The organism is Tritonibacter litoralis (genome assembly GCF_009496005.1).
GTDB lineage: Bacteria > Pseudomonadota > Alphaproteobacteria > Rhodobacterales > Rhodobacteraceae > Epibacterium > Epibacterium litoralis.
Map to the genome: position 1 here is coordinate 1 of NZ_WIBF01000002.1, position 21,253 is coordinate 21,253.

Annotated in this window: 18 protein-coding genes; 11 read left to right on the plus strand and 7 right to left on the minus strand. The window is 58.7% G+C overall.

All coding sequences use genetic code 11. The features are described 5' to 3' along the window. Together GFB49_RS04200 and glpD are read right to left on the minus strand one after the other, a co-directional pair. The coding region (locus tag GFB49_RS04200) for an ABC transporter ATP-binding protein (RefSeq protein WP_153214576.1) at positions 1 to 977 on the minus strand (977 nt) is incomplete at its 3' end. A gap of 9 nt (positions 978 to 986) precedes the next feature. Then, positions 987 to 2,573, minus strand: coding sequence for a glycerol-3-phosphate dehydrogenase (gene glpD, locus GFB49_RS04205; RefSeq protein WP_153214577.1), 1,587 nt, complete (start codon positions 2,571 to 2,573; stop codon positions 987 to 989). Between the two features lie 252 nt (positions 2,574 to 2,825). Between glpD and GFB49_RS04210 the strand changes: the two genes are divergently transcribed. The 6 genes from GFB49_RS04210 (at position 2,826) to GFB49_RS04235 (ending at position 7,681) form a co-directional block, all read left to right on the plus strand. Beyond that, a complete protein-coding gene (locus tag GFB49_RS04210) occupies positions 2,826 to 3,587 on the plus strand; it encodes a DeoR/GlpR family DNA-binding transcription regulator (protein WP_153214578.1) in 762 nt (253 codons plus the stop codon). A 140-nt stretch (positions 3,588 to 3,727) separates the two neighbouring features. Further along, complete coding sequence (locus GFB49_RS04215) at positions 3,728 to 4,537, plus strand: hypothetical protein (RefSeq protein ID WP_153214579.1); 810 nt, start codon at positions 3,728 to 3,730, stop codon at positions 4,535 to 4,537. A gap of 474 nt (positions 4,538 to 5,011) precedes the next feature. Then, the gene (locus GFB49_RS04220; RefSeq protein WP_343032468.1) at positions 5,012 to 5,776 is read left to right on the plus strand and encodes a hypothetical protein; all 765 of its coding nucleotides are present in this window, start codon (positions 5,012 to 5,014) and stop codon (positions 5,774 to 5,776) included. Next, a complete protein-coding gene (locus tag GFB49_RS04225; RefSeq protein WP_153214580.1) occupies positions 5,776 to 6,444 on the plus strand; it encodes a DNA-3-methyladenine glycosylase I in 669 nt (222 codons plus the stop codon). Before GFB49_RS04220 ends, GFB49_RS04225 begins: the two co-directional genes overlap by 1 nt. A gap of 10 nt (positions 6,445 to 6,454) precedes the next feature. Continuing rightward, positions 6,455 to 7,135, plus strand: coding sequence for a hypothetical protein (locus GFB49_RS04230; RefSeq protein ID WP_153214581.1), 681 nt, complete (start codon positions 6,455 to 6,457; stop codon positions 7,133 to 7,135). A gap of 108 nt (positions 7,136 to 7,243) precedes the next feature. Further along, positions 7,244 to 7,681: a DMT family transporter gene (locus GFB49_RS04235; RefSeq protein WP_343032469.1), complete on the plus strand. Its 438-nt coding sequence runs from the start codon at positions 7,244 to 7,246 to the stop codon at positions 7,679 to 7,681. A 130-nt stretch (positions 7,682 to 7,811) separates the two neighbouring features. Here the strand turns inward: GFB49_RS04235 and GFB49_RS04240 are convergent, their stop codons facing one another. Both GFB49_RS04240 and GFB49_RS04245 read right to left on the minus strand, forming a co-directional pair. Continuing rightward, complete coding sequence (locus GFB49_RS04240) at positions 7,812 to 8,498, minus strand: ABC transporter ATP-binding protein (protein ID WP_153214582.1); 687 nt, start codon at positions 8,496 to 8,498, stop codon at positions 7,812 to 7,814. After that, positions 8,491 to 9,801, minus strand: a complete 1,311-nt coding sequence (locus GFB49_RS04245; RefSeq protein WP_153214583.1) for a lipoprotein-releasing ABC transporter permease subunit — start codon at positions 9,799 to 9,801, stop codon at positions 8,491 to 8,493. Before GFB49_RS04245 ends, GFB49_RS04240 begins: the two co-directional genes overlap by 8 nt. A 445-nt stretch (positions 9,802 to 10,246) precedes the next feature. Between GFB49_RS04245 and GFB49_RS04250 the strand changes: the two genes are divergently transcribed. After that, positions 10,247 to 11,458 (plus strand): spondin domain-containing protein, encoded by a 1,212-nt coding sequence (locus tag GFB49_RS04250; protein ID WP_153214584.1) that lies wholly within the window; start codon positions 10,247 to 10,249, stop codon positions 11,456 to 11,458. 623 nt (positions 11,459 to 12,081) lie between these two features. Further along, positions 12,082 to 13,353 (plus strand): spondin domain-containing protein, encoded by a 1,272-nt coding sequence (locus tag GFB49_RS21350; RefSeq protein ID WP_194269258.1) that lies wholly within the window; start codon positions 12,082 to 12,084, stop codon positions 13,351 to 13,353. Between the two features lie 389 nt (positions 13,354 to 13,742). On the opposite strand, the gene proS is transcribed toward GFB49_RS21350, so the two are convergent. The 3 genes from proS to GFB49_RS04270 all read right to left on the minus strand — a co-directional run bounded on the left by proS (position 13,743) and on the right by GFB49_RS04270 (position 17,351). Further along, positions 13,743 to 15,098, minus strand: coding sequence for a proline--tRNA ligase (proS, locus tag GFB49_RS04260; RefSeq protein ID WP_153214586.1), 1,356 nt, complete (start codon positions 15,096 to 15,098; stop codon positions 13,743 to 13,745). A gap of 80 nt (positions 15,099 to 15,178) precedes the next feature. Next, the gene (locus GFB49_RS04265; protein ID WP_153214587.1) at positions 15,179 to 16,153 is read right to left on the minus strand and encodes a hypothetical protein; all 975 of its coding nucleotides are present in this window, start codon (positions 16,151 to 16,153) and stop codon (positions 15,179 to 15,181) included. Positions 16,154 to 16,259: 106 nt separating this feature from the next. Continuing rightward, the gene (locus tag GFB49_RS04270; protein WP_153214588.1) at positions 16,260 to 17,351 is read right to left on the minus strand and encodes a hypothetical protein; all 1,092 of its coding nucleotides are present in this window, start codon (positions 17,349 to 17,351) and stop codon (positions 16,260 to 16,262) included. A 283-nt stretch (positions 17,352 to 17,634) separates the two neighbouring features. Here GFB49_RS04270 and GFB49_RS04275 point away from each other — a divergent pair, with 283 nt between their 5' ends. From GFB49_RS04275 to GFB49_RS04285, 3 genes are all read left to right on the plus strand, one after another. Beyond that, positions 17,635 to 19,323 (plus strand): ATP-binding protein, encoded by a 1,689-nt coding sequence (locus tag GFB49_RS04275; RefSeq protein WP_246149632.1) that lies wholly within the window; start codon positions 17,635 to 17,637, stop codon positions 19,321 to 19,323. 124 nt (positions 19,324 to 19,447) lie between these two features. Next, positions 19,448 to 20,572, plus strand: a complete 1,125-nt coding sequence (locus GFB49_RS04280) for an AI-2E family transporter (RefSeq protein WP_153214590.1) — start codon at positions 19,448 to 19,450, stop codon at positions 20,570 to 20,572. Continuing rightward, the gene (locus tag GFB49_RS04285) at positions 20,573 to 21,253 is read left to right on the plus strand and encodes an HdaA/DnaA family protein (protein WP_153214591.1); all 681 of its coding nucleotides are present in this window, start codon (positions 20,573 to 20,575) and stop codon (positions 21,251 to 21,253) included. It abuts the gene before it with no gap.

A 21,253-nucleotide genomic window follows, 5' to 3' on the forward strand; every position in this document is an offset into this window, starting at 1 on the left:
TGGATCCCATGCACCAGCCCCACCCAGGTCTCACCATGGTGGTCCAAATGCACAAATGTCTCGGACCCGGTCAGCTCAGTCACAACCAGACGGGTGTCAAACGTCATCAGCCCCGCCGCATGGGGGGTGATCTCCACATGGTTGGGACGGAACCCCGCCACATAGCGCCCATCGGCCAGATCCGCCATCGGACCCACGGCATCTGCGGTCTGACCATCGCCAAACATGATCTTTGTGCCCGTCTTGGACACCTTCAGGAAGTTCATCGGCGGATCGCTGAACACCCGCGCGGTGGTTGCATCCACCGGCTGGCGGTAAACGTACGGCGTCAGACCAAACTGGGTCACGCGGCCTTCCCACATGGTGGCGGTATTGCCCCCCAACAACAGCGCCTCTTCCGGCTCGGTTGTGGCATAGACAAAGATGGATCCCGCCTCTTCAAAGATCTTCGGGATCTCCACCCGCAGCTCTTCGCGCAGTTTGTAATCCAGGTTCGCCAAAGGCTCATCCAGCAGAACCAGACCCGCGTCCTTGACCAGCGCGCGCGCCAGCGCACAACGTTGCTGCTGACCACCGGACAGTTCCAGCGGCTTGCGCCGCAACATCGGCGACAGCTGCATCAGATCCGCAGCCTTGTTCACTGCGGCGTCAATCTCGGCACTGGATTTCCCCATCAGCCGCAGCGGTGACGCGATATTGTCGTAAACAGTCATCGACGGGTAGTTGATGAACTGCTGATACACCATCGCCACCTGACGATCCTGCACCCGCATACCGGTGACATCATTGCCTTCCCAAAAGATCTTGCCTTTGCTCGGCGCGTCCAGACCCGCCATCAGACGCATCAACGAGGTCTTGCCCGAAAGCGTCGGCCCCAACAGAACGTTCATCGTCCCTTTGTTCAGTGTCAGATTGGTGGGATATATATGGGTCGCCCCATTCACCACCTTTGACACATCTTTTAACTCGAGCGTCATAGCTCCCCCCTATTTCGCCGCGGCAGTCACACCGGCCGCCACGCGACTTTTCATCCAAATGTCCAAAGCAGAGATTTCCTCTTTACTCAGACGTAGGCCCAGTTTGCTGCGCCGCCACACCACATCGGCAGCACAGCGCGCGTATTCTTTTTCAATCAGCCAATTCACCTCACGCTCGGTGAGCGTGGCACCAAAATCCTGCCCCAGATCGTCTTTGATCGCGGCCCCCTTCAGAATGTCACGCGCCTCACTGCCATAGGCTTTGACCAGACGTGTGGCCCAACGCTCATCCAAAAAGGCGAATTGTTTCATCAGATCAGAGATCATCTGCGCCACGCCATCCACCGGGAAGTCCCCGCCCGGCAAGGCAACACCCGCAGTCCAGGGTTTATTCGCCGCCGGGAACACAGTCTGGATCTTCTCCAGCGCGCTTTCGGCCAAACGGCGATAGGTGGTGATCTTCCCGCCAAAAACATTCAGCGCAGGCGCACCTCGGCTTTTGTCCAGCTGCAAGACATAATCCCGCGTTGCCGCCGTCGCGCTGCTGGCCCCATCATCATAAAGCGGCCGCACACCGGAATAGGTCCACACCACATCCTCTGTCGAAATCGGCTTGGCGATGTATTGGTTGATAAAGTTGATCAGATAGTCCTGCTCTTCCGCAGTACACTCCGGTTTGATGCTGGCATCCTGATGGTCGGCATCCGTCGTGCCGATCAGGGTGAAATCCGTCTCATACGGGATAGCAAAGATAATGCGCCCGTCGGTGCCCTGCAGGAAGTAACATTTGTCATGATCAAACAGACGTTTGGTGACGATATGCGAACCACGCACCAGACGCACACCGCTGGTGCCGTTGCTGCGCAGGGTGCCGCGCAGAACATCACCAACCCAGGGGCCCGCAGCGTTCACAACCATGCCTGCCGTCACAACCTGCTCGGCACCGCTGTCCATATCGCGCAGCGTCACATGCCAGATCCCATCCACCACATCGGCAGAGATCACCTTTTGCCGCGGCATAATCTTGGCACCGCGCGCCTCAGCGTCGCGCGCATTCAGCACAACCAGACGCGAGTCTTCGATCCAGCAATCCGAATATTCATAGGCTTTGGCGAATTTATCCACCAACCCCTTGCCCTCGGGACCGGCCTTCAGATCCACCTTGGACGTCCCCGGCAGGATTTCGCGCCCGCCCAGATTGTCATAGAGAAACAGGCCAAGCCGGATCAGCCACGCAGGCCTGCGCCCCTTCATCCAGGGCATCGCCAGGCTCAACAGTTTGGATGTCGGCGTGGTGGAATCAAACCGCATGCTCTTGTGATAGGGCAGCACAAACCGCATCGGCCACGAGATATGCGGCATCGCCCGCAACAGGGTCTCGCGCTCAATCAGGGCTTCGCGCACCAGTCGAAATTCAAAATATTCCAGATACCGCAAACCGCCGTGGAACAGCTTGGTCGACGCCGCAGATGTCGCCGAGCCCAGGTCATTCATTTCTGCCAGACCAACCCGCAGGCCACGTCCCGACGCATCCCGCGCGATCCCGCAACCATTGATCCCCCCGCCGATCACCAGCAGGTCGAAAGTCGTCGTCATCTGATCCTCCACAATTCGCAGCTCTTGGCGAATGCCCAGAAGGTGACAAAAACCGATAGCAATTGGAAGCGAAAAATGTTCGTTTGCGCGCGCTTTCACGCAAGCGCTTAAATTAAATGACTATTTTTGGGCCTCCAATCGATGATTTAGGCCTATTTTCTCCGCGTTCCACAAAAAGAGAACGAAAAACTGGTGCGAAATCGAAAAAACGCGCTAAAACGAACATCAAACCTATTCACTTGCAGGCAGCCAATGGTTCAGACCCTTCGCAAACCCGAGATCATCAATATCGCCCGCCGCGAAGGCAAAGTGACCGTGGAAGGCCTGGTCGACCACTTTGGCGTGACCCCGCAAACCATCCGTCGCGATCTCAGTGAACTGGCCGACGCAGGAGAGCTGGAACGCGTCCACGGCGGCGCCATCCTGCCCTCGACCACCGCCAATATCGGCTACAGCGAGCGGCGCGATCTGAACCTCGCAGCCAAGGTCGACATCGCCCGCGAATGCGCCAAACACATCCCCAATGATTGTTCCCTGTTTCTCAACATCGGCACCACAACCGAAGCGGTGGCGGCAGAGCTGATGAACCATCTGGGCCTTCTGGTGGTGACCAATAACGTCAATATCGCCACCATCTTGTCGGCCAATCCGGATATTCAGGTGGTGGTCACCGGCGGCAATCTGCGCCGCTGGGACGGCGGGCTGATCGGCGAACTGGCCCGCGCCACCATCTCCCAATTCCGATTTGACTATGCGGTGATCGGCTGCTCTGCCATCAACGAAGCCGGGGATGTGATGGATTACGACATCCAGGAGGTGGGCATCAGCAAGGCCATTATCTCCCACAGTGACAAAGTCATCCTGGCCTCTGACATCTCCAAATACGACCGCAAAGCCCCCGTACGCATTGGCTCATTGGGGGATGTGGACATGTTCATCACCAATGCCCCCCTGCCCGAGGCCAGCCGCGACCTGTGCAGCCGCCAAAACACCCGCGTGGTCACGGTCAGCTGACAAGCGGCAAATGGAGCGCAGCCACCGCCCGCAAAACGCTTGATCGACACCGGCAAACCGTCAAACTGGGCCGCAGCCGACCCTCGTTTTTGTTTGTTCATATACGCGGCCTTTTGTGCCGCCGCTGAAAGGTTGTGTTGATGCCGCCCTCCCCGCGCCGCCTGATCCGCAGGACCGCCCCGACCGCCCTGGCCACCCTAATCGCCCTCGCCCTGGCACCCGCCGCGCTGGCCCAAACCGCCCCCCTCTATGACCCCAGCGCCGTCCCCTTTGCGCCCAGCCGCCTGTCGCTGGACCACTGTCCAACCGCCGCCATCGCCGACCCCCGCTGGAGCCGCAAGACCAAGCGGGACAGCAATGCCAACGGCGTGTCGATCTATTCCTACAGCTTCGCTCTAGATCGACCTTATTGGAGCCGCCACCCCCGCCCGTACGACCAACTCACGGTTAACCCCCATGGGTCTCTCTCCTACCACTGCCAAAAATTCACAGGCGAGCTGGCCGGCTTTGCTGAGAGATACCACGCAAGCATTCTCGCCATGTCCAAACGCGAAAAACACCGCAGCACCCACAAGGTCCGCCCGCTGCAACGCATCACCCACCCCCAGTTTGGCCAGATCTTCTATTTTCTTGAGGAAAAGAACACCCAACAGGGCGACCAAACCTGGTTTTACACAGTCGACACGCTCACCTTCGCCCTCAAATCCAACGGAACCCTCATGCACGGCCGGTTTGCCCTCTCCCGCGCGCCCGACGAAGCCCTGATGCGCGTCCTCGGTCTCCGGAAAACCCGCCCCGGCAAAATCGTCGAAGGCACGCTGAAAACGGGAGAGACCCTGCGCGCCAAAATGGCCACCACAACCTATCGAACTGACAAGGGGCTGGTCTATTACTTCCGCAAACGCAAAGACAATATCGCGCTTTTTGACCTGGTGTTAAACGCCCTCTGACGCCCCCCCTTGCGCGCCTGTTGCGCCCCCTTTGCCCCTGTTGCGTCCCTTGCGCACGCAGGCCTCAGGCGCTGTTAAACCGCGCGTGCTATTTTGAACCCCGTCCGGACAGACCCGCCCTGGCCTGGCACGCCGGGGCGCACATATGACGGAGACACGGGACCGCGAACGCGCCCCCAGACCACCTTATGACCGGGATTAAAATCCCGCGACCAGGTGCAGGGCCGACCGCTTCCAGAAGCGCTTCTGATCGGGGAAACACCCCCACCCCCGGCCCTCCGCATCGGGCGGCCGCCCCCCCTTCGCCACACAGACGACCCACGGCCTGCTTTCATCTTTTCAAAAATACTTAAATCCCAACACAGGCCACACAAAACCGTGATCACCATTTTGCTCGACGCCGCCTCAGACGGTTGATCGGGGACTTTGTTGCGCCCTAAGCTCAAATAAATTTCTTCGGCAAAAGAGAGCCCCGTGACCTTTATCACCGATAACCAGCTCCCCCTGATTGCGCTGTTCTTTCTGCTGGGCTGTGCCGGCACGCTGTTTCTGTTTCGCAAACCCGCGGGCCACCGCGCCTGGCGCATTGCAGATCTGGTCTGGGTGGTGCTTGGCGGCTTTGGCGCCATCGCCGCGGTCATCGCCGGGATCTACACCCAGGATTCCTCGCGCATCGACCGCCAGATCGACATCGCCTTTGCCGCCACCGATGCTTTTGACCGCGACGCCGCCCGCTTCCGCCTCCGGTTCTGCGATCCAGCCTATGATCCCGACACCGCCGTGTTGTGCGACAAGGTCGAGTTTCTCTCCGCCTCTACCGCAGGCAACGCCGACCTGCCGCTGTTTCTTGCCGTCACCCGCGAGGTAGCCCCTCTGCAAAGCCTGCGCATCTTTGGCTCCGACACGCCCATGGAAGAGATGGCAACCAAAAAAGCCCAGGCCAATGCCTTTGACCCCGCGCCGTTTCTGGTCTTTACCACGCTGGATATCCCAACCCAGACCGCCGTCGACAATCTGCGCCGCAAAGTGCCCGCGATTGCAGGTGATTATCTGATCATCGCCCGCGCCTATGATGATCTGATCGCCCAGGTGGACCAGCTGAAAACCGAATGGGAGGTTCTGCAGGCCAATGCGCATATCCTATTGTTTCAAATCATCGCTCTCTGCCTCGTCAGCTTTGCCGCGCCCTTTCGCCTTGGCAAATCGCTGGTCGAGCTCACGCCAAACAGGAAAACCTGATGCGCTCTTTTGACGAAATCTACGACATTGCCGCCGACCGTCAGGGCGGCACAGAGGCGCTTGAAGCGCGACTGAACGACGGGGACCACGGCCCCGCCCCGGACATCACCACCCTGTCTGAGGATCGCTGGCTGGCCACCATGACCAGATGTGTGTTTCAGGCAGGCTTTCAGTGGAAGGTGATCGCCGCCAAATGGGAGGGGTTCGAAGACGCCTTTTCTGGTTTTGACATCGGCAAAAATGCGATGATGGATGACGAAGGCTTTGATGCGCTGCTGCAGGACACACGGATTGTCCGCAACGGTGCCAAGATCCAGACGGTGCGCGACAATGCGGCCTTCCTCCTTGAGCTGCGCAGCGAAGGCGGCGCGGGTCAGGTGCTGGGCGGCTGGCCTTCCACCGATTACGTGGGTCTATTGGACATGCTCAAGAAACGCGGCAGCCGCCTGGGTGGGGCCACCGGCCAATACGCCATGCGCTTTGCGGGCCGGGATGCCTTTATCCTCAGCCAGGATGTGACCGCCCGGCTTGTGGCCGAAGGGGTGATCGACAAGCCAGCCACCTCCAAAGGCGCGCTGAAAAAAGTACAAGAGGCGTTTAATACATGGGGCGAACAATCAGGCCGCAGCCTGACCGAGATGAGCCGCATCCTCGCCCTGAGCGTTTAGGGACACCGCAATGTGGCGGGCCGCTCTCCTTTTTCTTCTGATCCTGGCGACCTGTGGCCGCCCTCTCACGGTAGAAGAGCGTGCCTTTCTCGGTGAGATCCACGGGGATGCGATCAACCTCGACCGGGTCCGGTTTGTGCAAGGCGCGCCGGTCCTGCCGATCAAAGTCTACCGCCAGACCCGCCCCCGCGTGGCCTGTCGCGAACGCATCCTGCCGCCGGTAGAGCCCGGCGTGGTCCGCGCCCGCCCCGCTGCTGTCGCCCTGTTCAACCGGGTGTTTCTGACCAAAAACTGGTACGAACCCAATTATATGCCGCGCTTCCCCGACCGGCTTTATCTGGTCGAGGCGATGCTGGTCGCCCATGAGGCCACCCATATCTGGCAATGGCAGAACCGGGCAGTGACCGGCTATCACCCGCTCAGGGCAGCTTCAGAACATGGCGGGGCCACGGACCCCTATCTGTTTGACCTCACGCAATCGTCGAATTTCCTGGACTATGGCTTTGAACAACAGGGTGCCATTGTCGAAGAATACGTCTGCTGCCGCGCCCTTGCCCCCCAGGGCGCACGCACCCGCCGCATCCACGACATGTTGGCCGCAGTGATGCCGGTGGCCCCCTTGCCCAAAAGCACACAACAAGAGGTGGTCTTGCCCTGGCGGGATGCGGAGCTTTCCGGGATCTGTGCCTGAGGTGCCGCCAAAGCCACGACGCTACGACGCGTGCAGAAACTTCCCTTGCCCGCCACCACCCACAATTGCAGAGTGGCGCCACAGGTTGTTTGAGGGAGGATCACCCACGTGACCCATTACGCGCTGATCATGCTGGCCGCAGGTATCGGCATTCCAATCCTGGCTGCCCTGAACGCAGCCCTGGGCCGCCTGATCGGCTCGCCCACGGTTGCGGCTGTGGTGCTCTTTGCCGTGGCCCTGGCCAGCAGTGCGGCGGTGATGGTTCTGTTTTCCGGCAGCCAATCCCTGTCCAAAGTCTTGGACGCGCCCCGCCATCTGCTGCTGGCTGGCGTTCTGATTGCCTTCTACGTGCTGACCATCACCCATATCGCGCCGCAGTTTGGGGTTGGAAATGCGGTGTTCTTTGTGCTTCTGGGGCAGCTGATCTCAGCCGCCGCGATCGATCACTTTGGCCTCTTTGGCGCGCAAGTGACCCCCCTGGGCTGGCTGCGGGCGGCGGGCATCGCGGTGATGGCACTGGGCGTTGGCATCACCCAACTGGCCTGATCAGACAGGAGACAGTCGCCACAAGCGCAGGCGCGCGCCAGGGCAGCAGGGCTGCCCTGGCGCGCGCGGGTCCGCCCATTCCCATGGGCGGAGGGCCTTGCGGCCCGACGCATCGCAACACAGCTTCGTCTTAACCTGCAACCAAACGCCCAGCCTCAAGGCGGACAATCCGGTCCATTCGGGCGGCCAGATCCAGATTGTGAGTGGCGATCAATGCGGCCATCCCACTGCCCCGCACCAGTGTCATCAGCGCCTCAAACACCTGGTCTGACGTGCCCGGATCCAGGTTCCCCGTCGGCTCATCCGCCAGCAAAATGCGCGGCTGATTGGCCACCGCCCGACAAAAGGCCACGCGCTGCTGCTCGCCGCCAGAAAGCGCGGCCGGACGATGCGCGCCGCGGTGCTCCAGCCCCACCAGCGCCAACAGTTCGGCGGCGCGCGCCTGAGCTTGGCGGTCGCTTACACCATTTGCAAGCTGTGGCAGGACAATATTCTCGGTCGCCGAGAACTCCGGCAGAAGGTGATGAAATTGATAGACAAAACCGATGTCCCGCCGTCTCAGAGCAGTGCGTTTGCCCTCGCCCTTCACCTGCGGCACGCGTTCGCCGCCGACCGCAACATCACCGCCATCGGCACTGTCCAGGAGACCCGCAATATGCAGCAGCGTCGACTTGCCCGAGCCCGAAGGTGCCACCAGCGCCACCAGCTCTCCGGCCTTCAGCTCCAGATCCACCCCGCGCAGAACCTCAACCGCATTGGGCTTTCCGGCATTATAGACCTTTTCGACGCCCTTCAGCGCCAACATCACATCACTCATAGCGCAGCGCCTCCACCGGGTTCAGCCGCGCCGCACGGCGCGCGGGAAAAATTGTCACCACAAAGGACAGACCCAACGACAGGCCCACCGCGCGCAGAACATCGCCCAGATGCAGCTCGGCCGGCAGCGCATAGATCCCCCGGATCGACGGATCCCAGACCCCGCCTCCCATCATATAGTTCACAAAGGAAAAGATCGGATCGATATAGATCGCAAAGAGACACCCCAGGATCACCCCCAGCGCGGTGCCGATCACGCCAGTAAAGGCACCGCAGATAAAGAACACCCGCATCACCGAGGCCTCGCTCAACCCGATGGTGCGCAGGATGCCAATATCGCGCCCCTTGTTCTTAACCAGCATAATCAGGCCCGATACAATGTTCATCGCCGCAATCAGAACCAGGATCGACAGGATGATGAACATCACATTGTCCTCCACCTCCAGCGCGCGTAGGAAACTGCCCGAGGCATCGCGCCAGGTCCAGGCCGCCACCTCTTCGCCCGCCGCACGCCACAGGGGCAACACCAGATCCTGCACCTGTTCCGGCTGTTCCAGCATCACCTCGATCTCATCGGCGACCCCTTCGCGGTTGAAATAGCTCTGCGCCTCGGCAAAGGGCATATAAACGCGAGTGCGGTCGATGTCATATCGCCCGGCTGTAAAGATATAGACCACCTCATAAGCATTGACCCGCGGCGATGTGCCAAAGGCGGTTTTGACTCCATTGGGGGAAATCAGCTTGATCCGGTCGCCGATGGTCACCCCAAGTTCCCGCGCAATGCCAGACCCGATGGCAATCCCCGCATCAAAGCGGGCCAGATCGCCAATCGCGTCGTCACTGCCCGCAACCCCCGGAATATCGGCAAGGTTTTCGCCGGTGATGCCAAAGACCTGCACGCCTGCGTTGCGATCCCGGCGGGCGGCCATCACCTGCCCTTTGACCAGGGGTGCGGCGCGAATGACACCGGGCACCGCCGCCAGCCGAACTGCCATCGCATCATACTCAGCAATGGTGCGGTCAATACGGCCATGCTCGTTCACCACCCCTTGGGAATAGATCGTCACATGGGCATTGGCCCCCAGAATGGTGCCGACAAATTCAGACCGAAATCCGGAACGCACGGCCATCGTCGCAATCAGCGCAAACACCGCCAAGGTGATCCCGATCAACGAGATCCAGGTCATCACGCTGACCCCACCTTCGCTGCGCCGCGCGCGCAAGTAACGCCAGGCAATGATCCATTCGAAACGCGAAAAAGGGGGTGGCGTTTTAGCACCTCGGGTAGCGGGGGACGTGGCCATGTCTGCTCCGGTTTTTCTTTGGCCCTATAAACTCTGCTCGCTTGGGCAAAGGCAAGCCGTCTGGCAGAAAGATTTGTCAAAAGGCACAGTTGCGCTCACCCTTTGCGAGCAACATGAAGACAGGCACTCACCGCTTGGCACCCGTTTCTTTAACGGGGTTTATCCCATCAATGCCTGTGTAGACTTTGACGGATAAAACCAATTCTAACACCGCATCACACCTGCGCGGGACAGACAGAAAATAGTTAACCAAACGTAATTAAATGGCCGAAGTAAAGCATAAATTACGCGCTGTAAGTCATTATTTTGGTTCACTAATCTTGATCACATATTAATTCACACATCTGTTTTTGTGTTGTGAACAACCGTGAAGGGTCTTGGTCTATTTCAGTTATGCTTTTCAACGCATTGTCTGGTCAGGATCATTACCCCAAGGAGAACCCTAATGACCGATATTCGCATTGCCGTGCAGAACACTTCCCCAACAGGCGGCACCTTCCTCACCCCGTTCTGGTTTGCAGCCCACGATGAAGGCTTTGACGTCTTTAACCTCGGCGAAGCGTCCTCTGCCGGTCTGGAGGCATTGGCCGAAGACGGCAACTTTGCTCCGATCAACGAAGAAGTCACCGCATTTGATGCCGATGCCGTGACCGGCGCTGTTCTGGGCGCAAACGGCCCAATCGCCACTGCCGAGCGTACAGCGACAACCGTCACCATCGACGGCACCCAAAACGCCTATATCTCGCTGGCGGCGATGATCCTGCCGTCCAACGACGCCTTTGTTGGCACCGAAGAAGAAATCAAACTGTTTGATGAGACCGGTGCCTTTACCGGTGTCAAAAACATCACCTTTGAAGGATCCGATGTGCTGGATGCCGGCACCGAGGAAAACACCGAACTGGACGCAGCCTTTATCAACCAGATGGGTCCAAATACTGGCGAAGATGAAAACGGTGTTGTCACCGTGCACGAAGGCTTCCTGCCGGAAGGCGAAGGTTCGATCCTGGGCGGCACCAATGCGGCCGACGCCTTTATCGACCCGGACGTGGCCGATTTCACCCAAGAGGGTGCAGGCATCGCGACCGTCCACATCAACGAATTTGCCGAAACCACCGGCACCGATGCCACTGATCTGGTTCAAGGCACCGCGGTGGATGACATTGTATCCGCAGGCAATGGCCATGACGTGATCTTTGGCCGTGCGGGCTGGGATGTGCTGAACGGCGAAGGCGGCAATGACGTGATCTTTGGCGGCAACGGTTGGGATCACCTGACCGGCGGCGCAGGCGCGGACAAACTGTATGGCGGTAACGGCAATGACATCGTGGAAGGCGGCAACGGGCTCGACTTTGTGTTTGGCGGCCGTGGCAATGACGTCATCGACGGTGGCGCTGGTCGCGACTATCTGACCGGCGGCCGTGGCGAAGACACCTTTGTCTTTGCAGATGACTACGACCGTGATCGCATCCGCGATTTTGACGTCGAAGAAGACTATATCGCGCTGAGCATCGACGGTGTCGAAAGCTATGATGATCTGGCGGCCTTCTCGGTTGCAAACGATCAACGCACTGTTCTGAACTTTGGCGAGGGCGATGTCCTGGTCGTCAATGGCGTCACCTTCGACGAGCTGAGCGCGGATAACTTCCTCTTTGGCTAAGTCCGAAATGTGATCTTTGGATCCTTTCCCCGCCAGGTTCGCCTGGCGGGTTTTTTTGTGGCCTATATCCTGAGGCCACCAGCAAGGCCTAGCGTGAAGCGCTGAGGCAAGCCAGAGCTCAGCTCTCCGAGCCCCCACAGGGGCGAAGACGTCGGATCACATGATGTGGGGCGGGAGAAACAAACGGACCCATATTTGCATTTTTGCAAATCATGTCACCCCGAATTCAGCGCCTGTTAAATGCAAAAATCCCATGCATTTTTTGATTCCTTTTTCGGCTTTAACTCGTAAGTGGGCCGGGAACCGTGTCGCGGCGCGGTGGTGGATTAAACCTCTATTAACCCTTCTGCATAATTTGCCATCGATTGAAAAATCAATCCCATCACGAGGCACTTGCAGCTTTGTGCAGGAGGTGAGAGATGGTTAAAAACCTCCTAACAAAATGACGAATTCGCACCACAATATACTGACGTAACACCATATTTTTATTACTTAAAATGACACGGCAGTGAGCTCACACATTGATAAAGCCTATGTGACACCGCGTGAGGAAATTGTCGCTCCACAACCTCATGTTTTCTGCAAATGGTCGGTCAGGTCTTAACCCGCAGGAGAACCCTACCATGACCGAAATTCGCATTTCATTTAAAAACACCTCCCCCCTGGGCGGCACATTTTTGACCCCGCTGTGGTTTGCAGCTCATGACAAAGGTTTTGACGTCTATAATCCTGGCGAAGCGGCATCCGCAGGTCTGGAAGCATTGGCAGAAGACTTCAATGTTTCTGTGATCAATGCAGAAGTGCAAAGCTTTGACGCCGACGCCCAGACCGGTGTTGTTGTCAATTCCGCCGGTGGTCCGCTGAACCCATCGGCCCATGGCGCCACCATCTTGTCGGTGGACGGCACCCAGAATGCATATCTGTCACTGGCGGCGATGATCCTGCCGTCCAACGACGCCTTCATCGGTGCCGCAGAAGCGCTGAAGCTGTTTGATGCCGAAGGCAACTTCCTGGGCGCGCAAGAGCTGCATTTTGCGGGCTCTGACGTGCAGGATGCCGGCACCGAGGTCAACACCGAGCAGGACGCCGCCTTCCTCAACCAGACTGCGCCAAACACAGGCGAAGACGAAAACGGCGTTGTACAGCAGCACGCGGGCTTCCTGCCAGAAGGCGAAGGCTCGATCCTGGGCGGCGTCACCGCAGCTGGCGTGCGCATCGACGCAGAGGCTGGTGACTTCACCCAAGAGGGCGTGACCGTGGCTGATGTTCACATCAACACCGTTGCGTTCACCACCGGCGATGCATCCTCAGAAAAGCTTGTGGGCAGCTCAGCCGATGACATCATCGACGCCGGTGCGGGCAATGATATCCTGCGCGGTCGCGGTGGCTGGGACGAGCTGAAGGGCGGCGAAGGCAATGACGTCCTGCGCGGCAATGCAGGCGACGACGTGTTGGACGGTGGCGCAGGCTGGGATCGTCTGCATGGCGGCGCTGGCAATGATGCGCTTTATGGGGGAGCCGGTGCAGATGTGCTGCGTGGCAAAACAGGCAACGACGTTCTGGATGGTGGTCTGGGCCATGACGTGCTCAATGGCGGCACCGGTGATGATGTTCTGACCGGCGGCGAAGGTTTTGATATTCTGAGAGGCGGCGCAGGTGCCGACAGCTTCTTGTTTGAAGCGGGTGATGACGTTGACCGGATCACAGATTTTGATGTTGACGAAGACATGATTGTTCTGGCGATCGAAGGTCTGAGCAGCTTTGAGCAGCTGGATGACGCAATTGTAGGACGCGGCCACCGCACCTGGATTGATCTGGGCGACGGCGACACGCTGGTTCTGGCTGGTGTGGACGCCGAGGAACTGACGGCCGACAGCTTTACCTTCCTCCTGTAAGCGGCAGATCTCTCCCTTTGGGGTATCGCCCCAAGGGATCGCGCAATGGCATTTTCACCCCCGTCAGCGCAGCCTGGCGGGGGTTTTGCTGTTTGATCCATTGAACCAAATCCTCCCGCCCCCTTCACCTGCCCTCTGCTGACGCAGAGAACCGGCTCAGGCGTTGGGCGTGGCACCGGGCCTTTGGCCCGGTGCCACGCCCAACTGGCCAAGGGGATTTTAAATCCCCGCAGGCCGGGCGGGAGTATTTGTGCGACGCAAACATCCGTAATCGGAGGGGGAGGAATGGCATCGGCGCAGATCACGTGCTTGCGCCGAAAAAGCCCCTCGCCTGCACCGGCAGACGAGGGGCTTTTACTAGGTGGCAGTCTACGAGACGCTAAGTGGGATCAGAACCCCTGCGGGCTCGGGTGAGCCTCATAAATCTCAACGATCTTGGCCACCGCCGCCTCGGGCGCCAGTTCTTCGCTTTCGCCACTGCGGCGGGAGGTCAGTTCGACCACGCCGTTTTTCAGACCGCGCGGACCCACGGTGATGCGCCAGGGCAGACCGATCAGATCCATGGTGGCAAACTTGCCGCCTGCGCGTTCTTTGCGGTCGTCATAAAGCGGATCAAGACCGGCTGCGGTCAGCGCCTTGTAGAGATCGTCACACGCAGCATCCGCTGCCTCGTCGCCCTGTTTCAGGTTGACGATACCACAGTGGAACGGGGTCACGCCTTCGGGCCAGATGATACCGCTGTCGTCGTGATTGGCTTCGATGATCGCGCCCAAGAGACGAGACACACCGATACCGTGGCTGCCCATATGGACCGGCTGCGGCTTGCCATCGCCGGTTTGTACGGTGGCGCCCATGCTCTCGGAATATTTGGTGCCGAAATAGAAGATCTGGCCGACCTCAATCCCGCGCGCCACGCGGCGGCGGTCTTCGGGGATCTCGTTGAACAGCGCCTCGTCATGGGTCTCATCGGTGCGGGCGTATTTGGTGGTGAACTCTTCCAGCACGCCCTGGCATTGTTCAACACTGTCATAGTCAATCTCACGATCACCAAAGGACAGATCGGTCACCGCGCTGTCATAGAAGACCTCACTCTCGCCGGTTTCGGCCAGCACCAGGAACTCATGGGTGTAATCGCCGCCAATCGGGCCGCCATCGGCGCGCATCGGGATCGCCTGCAGGCCCATGCGTTCATAGGTGCGCAGGTAGCTCACCAGATGGCGGTTATAGGCATGCAGCGCGTCCTCTTTGGTCAGGTCAAAGTTATACCCGTCCTTCATATAGAACTCGCGCCCCCGCATCACCCCGAACCGCGGGCGGATCTCGTCGCGGAACTTCCACTGGATATGATACAGCGTCAGCGGCAGGTCTTTGTAGGAATTCACATGCGCCCGGAAGATGTCGGTGATCATCTCCTCGTTGGTCGGGCCAAACAGCATATCGCGGTCATGACGATCCGTGATGCGCAGCATTTCCTGACCGTAATCATCATAGCGCCCGCTCTCTTTCCACAGCTCCGCCGGCTGGATCGTCGGCATCAGCATCGGCACATGGCCCGCGCGCATCTGTTCTTCGTGCACGATGCCTTCGATCTTTTTCAGCACCTTAAAGCCCAGCGGCAGCCAGGAATAAATCCCAGCCGAAGACTGTTTGATCATACCCGCGCGCAGCATCAGGCGATGGCTGACAATCTGGGCCTCGGAGGGGTTCTCTTTGAGAACCGGCAGGAAGTAACGGGACAGGCGCATCTGGGCTCCATCAACTGTGTCTTGAGGTTTGAGGAGTGGTTTAGAAGCCAACGCCCGGCGGGGCAAGGGTTGATGGCATGTTATGAGCCGCCCGGAACCGCCATTTCCGTGATGTAAAAGCCCGCATAGGAGGTACGTACGACCATATTGACAGTGGCACCTTCCGTAAAACGAGGCAGATCGTTTTCGTTATCAAAACAGATCTCGAACAACTGCCCAGTGTTCGCCAATAGACCAACTTTGCCCTTGCAGGCGTCCCGATGCGGCTCCCAACGGCGTGATTGGATCTGCCCCTGTTGGCGCAGATCTTCCCCCATTGTTTTGGTGAAAAGATAAGGCGCGAAACTGTGGAACACAATCAAATGGCTCATCACGGCGACGCATATGAAAAACACCTGAAACCAAATGACCGTCCAACGCGTTTCCTGCAGCTTCAGCATTGGCAAAAACGGCACATGTCTGGCCTTGCGGTTCTGCAAGATTTTACCCCCGTAACCCACCGCAATTGCGATGACAATTCCGGGCACTTTGAGGCCGCCCGCCTCCCGCGCGTCTGAGCTGTAGAACTGCGGCGTCAACCATACCTCCATGAGAAAGACCGAAATGACGAACAGTCCCACCCAATGCAGCCGCGTTGGCAAATGCGAGGGGCTGTCCCAGTCGATGCCTTGCGCTTTGACCTCCGGTGGAAAGGCAAAGCCTGGATACACAAAGGCAAGTGTAAAGGGGATCAGCGTAACAGCCACCAGCCAGCTCGGAGCTTGCAGAACCCCGACCAAAAGAAACAACCCAAAGACAACAAACCCAATTGCGACTTGGCGCATCACCCACCGCCTTTTGCCCGAAGCCTCACGCATCAGCCAATGTGTAAACTCCGCAGCGACAAGTGGCTGCAACGACGCGAAACAGACGAACACGGTGAGCACCGACCACAATGGGTGAAGCTGTCGATAGAAGGTTATGCCATCTGCCTGATCAAGAGCCCAGATCATCGCCCCGAGGTAGCCCATACCAAAGAGCAAGGCACAGTGCGTCGCAACATAGGTTCGATTCATAAACTTGCTCCCCGGTCGCATCGGTTTAACAACAAAATGAGGGGCTTAACTCGCGTGGTGTGACGAGCCCCACACTGGATCAGGGACGTTTTCAGCGATAGGCACATCACTTCATCACCCGTATTTCGGAAACATAACGCCCAGAGGACGATCGACGCTCCGTTGCGGTTGCTTTGGCACCCACTTCCAGACCGGCAAAGTCAGAGCTCTTTTCAAAACAAAGCTCATAATCATACACTTCACGACCCCTGATTTCCAATTCACCTTTGCAAAAAGGGCGATCCGGGAACCACTTGCGGGATTTCACCTCAACCGTATCGACCACATCATATCCGCCATATTTGGTGATCCAATAGGGCAACGTGTCCTTTGCTGTTGGAAAAAACAGCATCCAACCCACCAAGAGAGTATATTTAAGCAGTGCAGTGCATTTAAAACGCCGGGCCGCATCAATCACAGGGGCGAGAATCCATTTGTACCAATCCCTCGAAGCCGCGACGCTTATCGAACACAAACCGATCATCCAAACCACGTCCGTCCAAAGCGCTGGCCGCGAAATTCTTATATAAAAACTGACACTTACAAAAGACACGATCACGAATGCGATCAAAAAAACCGAGCCAATCCATTGTTCTGTACGATAGCGTTGCGCGATATGGGCCTTGTCCAAAGACCCTCCACCGGATCCTGTTTCCGGTGCGTCTGACGGCACTTCTGAGACGCTTGATGCGTCGTCATAGGCAAATCCTGGGAAAATAAAGGCTGCAACAAATGGCGTGAACAGGCCCAAAACCACCCACACCGGGATCGCCGCAAGCCAATGAAAGACCACAACCGTCATCGTAATTTGCCACGCAAACAGAAGCCGAAATTGCCATGCGCTCTCTCGGGCGGCCCATTTTTGAAAGCCGGTGGTGAATTTATCGGTAGGAAAGCAAGCCACGGGCAAAAGGGCCGTAAACAAGAGCACCAAAAAGTTATTGGAACGTTGCGCGAACCGCACGCCCTGATCCCAATCGTAGTGGTCAAACCACCACATCGCCATCCCCACGCAGGACAGGGCAAGGCTCACCGCACAGATGCGTGCAAAAATTGTTTTTGTCATCAAATAGATCCTAAAAAAAGTAAGGTCATCATGATCGAAGATGGCCAGATCACAAGCATAGGTTGCCCGCCACTGAGAAACAGAGTGTTTCACGCCCGCTAGCTGCCCAATCCCACCCCATCCCCAGAAAATCCCACTCTGTCGCCGGCTTATCCACGTTCGTCTGATCTGCCTGCCCCGCCGCCTGCGGTTTTGGTTCGGCAACGTGCAGAAAGCTGCATTTGATGCGCACCAAAAGAAGGTTCTGGTAAGGATTTTTCGGTAGCGTTGCGTTGAAACGCCCCTTCCGCGCGGCACGATGCGACGGATTATAACTGCAACGACACCAATGGGCCCGGCGCTGCCAAAGGGGCCGACAGGATCGCCTGTGAACGATATGATCTTTCCGCAAGAGCATTTTGCCATCCAAGAGGAGTTCATCCTCTATGATCTCGAGCTCGTGGATGCGCCCCGGGAACGCGCCTTTGACAATCTGACCGAACTTGCCGCGCGGCTGTTGAATGTGGAACGCGCCATGGTGATCTTTGGCCTGGCCAGCCATGACGCGCTGTATGTCAAAAGCGCCGCCTGCACCGGAGCTTATGACTGCGGCGACTGTACTGGCGCGCGCTACCAGCTGAGCCGCAGTTTCAGCCGCGAGGTGCTGGCGGAAAAGGGGCCGATTGCGGTGGAAGACGCGCCCCGGGACGCGCGGGTCCTGGAGGACAAAATCGACAGCACCGATGAATGCCGCGCCTATCTGGGGGTGCCCTTGCACCTGCCGTCGCGCAGCTGCGTGGGGGTGCTGTGCGTCACGGCGACCGAGCCGCGCGCCTGGAGTGATGAGGACATTCGCCTGCTGACGCAGATTGCGCAATGTGTGGACGAGCAGATCTCGCTCAAGCAGGCGTTGAAAGAGACTGAGATCGCGGAAGAAAAAGCCCGCGAGGCGGCTGCCTCCCGCGAGAGTTTTCTGGCCCATATGAGCCATGAAATCCGCACGCCTTTGAATGGAATCATCGGCGGCGTTGATCTGCTGCGGCTGAACATAAACCCAGGAGAGCGCGAGGAACTGGTGGAGACCATTGACCGGTCGGCCCAGAACCTGTTGCGGCTTCTGAACGATGCGCTGGATCTGTCCAAAGTTGATGCGGGCCGGATGGAGCTGGAAGAAGCGCCCTTTGATCCCTGTGCAGTCGCGCGCGAGGTGCACAAACTGTTCTCCCCCAACGCCGAGGCCAAGGGCATTGCGCTTGAGCTGAAGCTCAATGGGTTTGAGCCCGGTGAAATGCGGCGCGGGGATGCCTTCCGCCTGCAACAGGTGCTGTCCAATCTGGTCAGCAATGCGGTGAAATTCACTGACACAGGGCGGGTCGTTTTGAGCCTCACGGCCGATCAGGCGGGCCTTGGGGTGCGGGTGCGCGATTCGGGCTGCGGCATCCCACCGGAACTGCTGTTGAAACTGTTTGAACCCTACAGCCAGGCCGAGGCTTCTGTTGCCCGCAAGAAAGGTGGCACTGGTTTGGGGCTGGCCATTGTCAAAAGCATTGTCAGCCTGATGGGCGGCGATATCTCTGCACGCAGCACCCTGGGCAAAGGCGCAGAGTTCAGTTTTGATCTGCCACTGCCCCGACTTGCGGCCCCGCCGCCGCCGCCTGCGCGCAAGACCCACAGCGGGGCCACGGGGTTCCGTGGTGCGCGCGTGCTGGTCGCCGATGACAGTGGTGCCAACCGCATGCTGATCCGTCGCATGCTGGAACAGCTGGGCGCGACTGTAGTGCTGGCTGAAGACGGAGAAGAGGCGGTTATTCTGGCCTCTGACGGTGGGTTTGACATGTTGCTGCTGGATATTCAGATGCCCGGCCTGACGGGTGTCGAGGTCATTCAGGCCCTGCGCGCCGCCGATCTGGCGGCTGAGGGGCTGAGCCTTGGGTTTGCGGTGGCGGTGACTGCCAATGTCTTTGACGAACAGGTCGAAGGCTATCTGGCCGCGGGCTTTGATGCCTGCCTTGCCAAGCCCCTGCGTCTGGACGACCTCATGGCGCTTGGTGAACCGCTGGAAAAGCGGTCGCTGACCGCCGTCTGAGAGACCCGCAGGGCCTTTGCCGGGCCAGTTGGCCCCTGTCGTTTTTCTGTTGCAGGTTTGCACTTGCACCGCGCCGTGACATGAGGGAACTTCGCAGCGGTTGAACCGTCGAAGGATCTTTCCCATGGCCTTGCCTGCAAAGAAACAGTTTCAGTATTGGGGCATTGCAGCCCTTGTGTTTGCCGTTGTCATGTGGGCGCTGGGGCATGTGCTGTTGCCCTTTATCCTGGGTGCGGCGATTGCCTATTTGATTGATCCCGTGGCGGACCGGCTGGAGGCCTGGGGGATGTCGCGCACCGGTGCGACGGCGGCCATTACCATTGGCGCGGTAGTGGTGTTTCTGGTGATGTTGATCATCGTGCTGCCAAGCCTGATTGGCCAGATGATTGATCTGGTACGGGTCCTGCCCGAGGCGCTTGGCCATTTGCGCGGCTTTGCCCAAGAGCATTTCCCGCAGATCTTTGACCAGGACAGCCGCATGCATCAGCTGGTGCTCACCGTGACCAACAGCCTGCGGGACAAATCGGTGGTGATCCTGGAAACCGCCCTGGGCTCGGCTGTGTCGCTGTTAAACGTGTTGATCCTGTTGGTGATTGTGCCCGTGGTGGCGGTTTATCTGCTGTTGGATTGGGACCGGATGATTGAACGCATCGATGCGCTGTTGCCGCGCGATCACGCGCCGATTATTCGCCAGCTGGCCGGTGACATTGATGCGGTGCTGGCGTCGTTCATTCGCGGCATGGGCACGGTCTGCCTGATCCTGGGCACCTATTACGCGGTGGCGCTGATGGCGGTGGGGCTGAACTTTGGCCTGGCGGTTGGCTTTGTTGCGGGGCTTGTGACCTTTATCCCCTACCTCGGCTCGTTGATCGGCGGGGCGCTGGCCATTGGTCTGGCGATTTTCCAATATTGGGGCGCGATTGAGGTGGTGAATGGCGACACCGTGACCTATGCCACCGATTGGATGCGCATTGGCGTGGTGGCGGCGATCTTTATTGCCGGGCAGATTGTCGAAGGCAATTACCTGACGCCCAAGCTGGTGGGCAGCTCGGTTGGGCTGCACCCGGTCTGGCTGCTGTTGGCCTTGTCGGTGTTTGGGGCGCTGTTTGGCTTTGTCGGCATGCTGGTGGCGGTGCCTTTTGCGGCAGCCCTTGGGGTTTTGGCGCGGTTCCTGATTGATCAATATCTGGACAGCCGCCTTTATCGCGGGATTGCCCTGCGCCGGGACGACGATGAGGACGCGGCCTGAATGGCCCAACAGTTAAGTTTTGACCTACCCAGTAAGCCTGCGCTTGAGCGAGAGGATTTCTTTGTGGCGCCGTCCAATGCCATGGCGGTGGCGCTGCTGGATCCTGCGTTTCACTGGCCCAGCGGCAAACTGGTGCTGACGGGACTCAAGGGCGCGGGCAAAACGCATCTGGCCCATGTCTGGGCGCGCCAGAGCGGGGCGTGGATTATCCCCGCGCATGCTCTTCCTTATGAGGATCTGCCGATGCTGTCCGAGGGGCCGGTGGTGGTGGAAGATGTGCCGGACATCGCGCTGGATCCCGAAGCGCAGGAAGCGCTGTTTCACCTGCATAATCTGGTGCTGGCAGCGGGGCATCAGCTGATGATGACCGGCCGGCCTGCGCCAAATCTGTGGGGGTTGACCCTGGCGGACCTGCAAAGCCGGGTGCAAGCCGCCACCCATGCGGCCTTGGAAGCACCCGATGATGCGCTGCTGGCTGTGGTTTTGGCAAAACTATTCAACGATCGCCAGATCGCGCCAAAACCGGATGTGATCCCATATTTGGTGGCGCATATGGACCGGACCTTTGCGTCTGCGGCTCGGATTGTGGACCAGCTGGACCACCTGTCCCTTAGCGAAAAACGTAGTCTTTCGAGACCTTTGGCAATCCGGGCCTTGTCACAGATCCGCAAAGAAGATTAA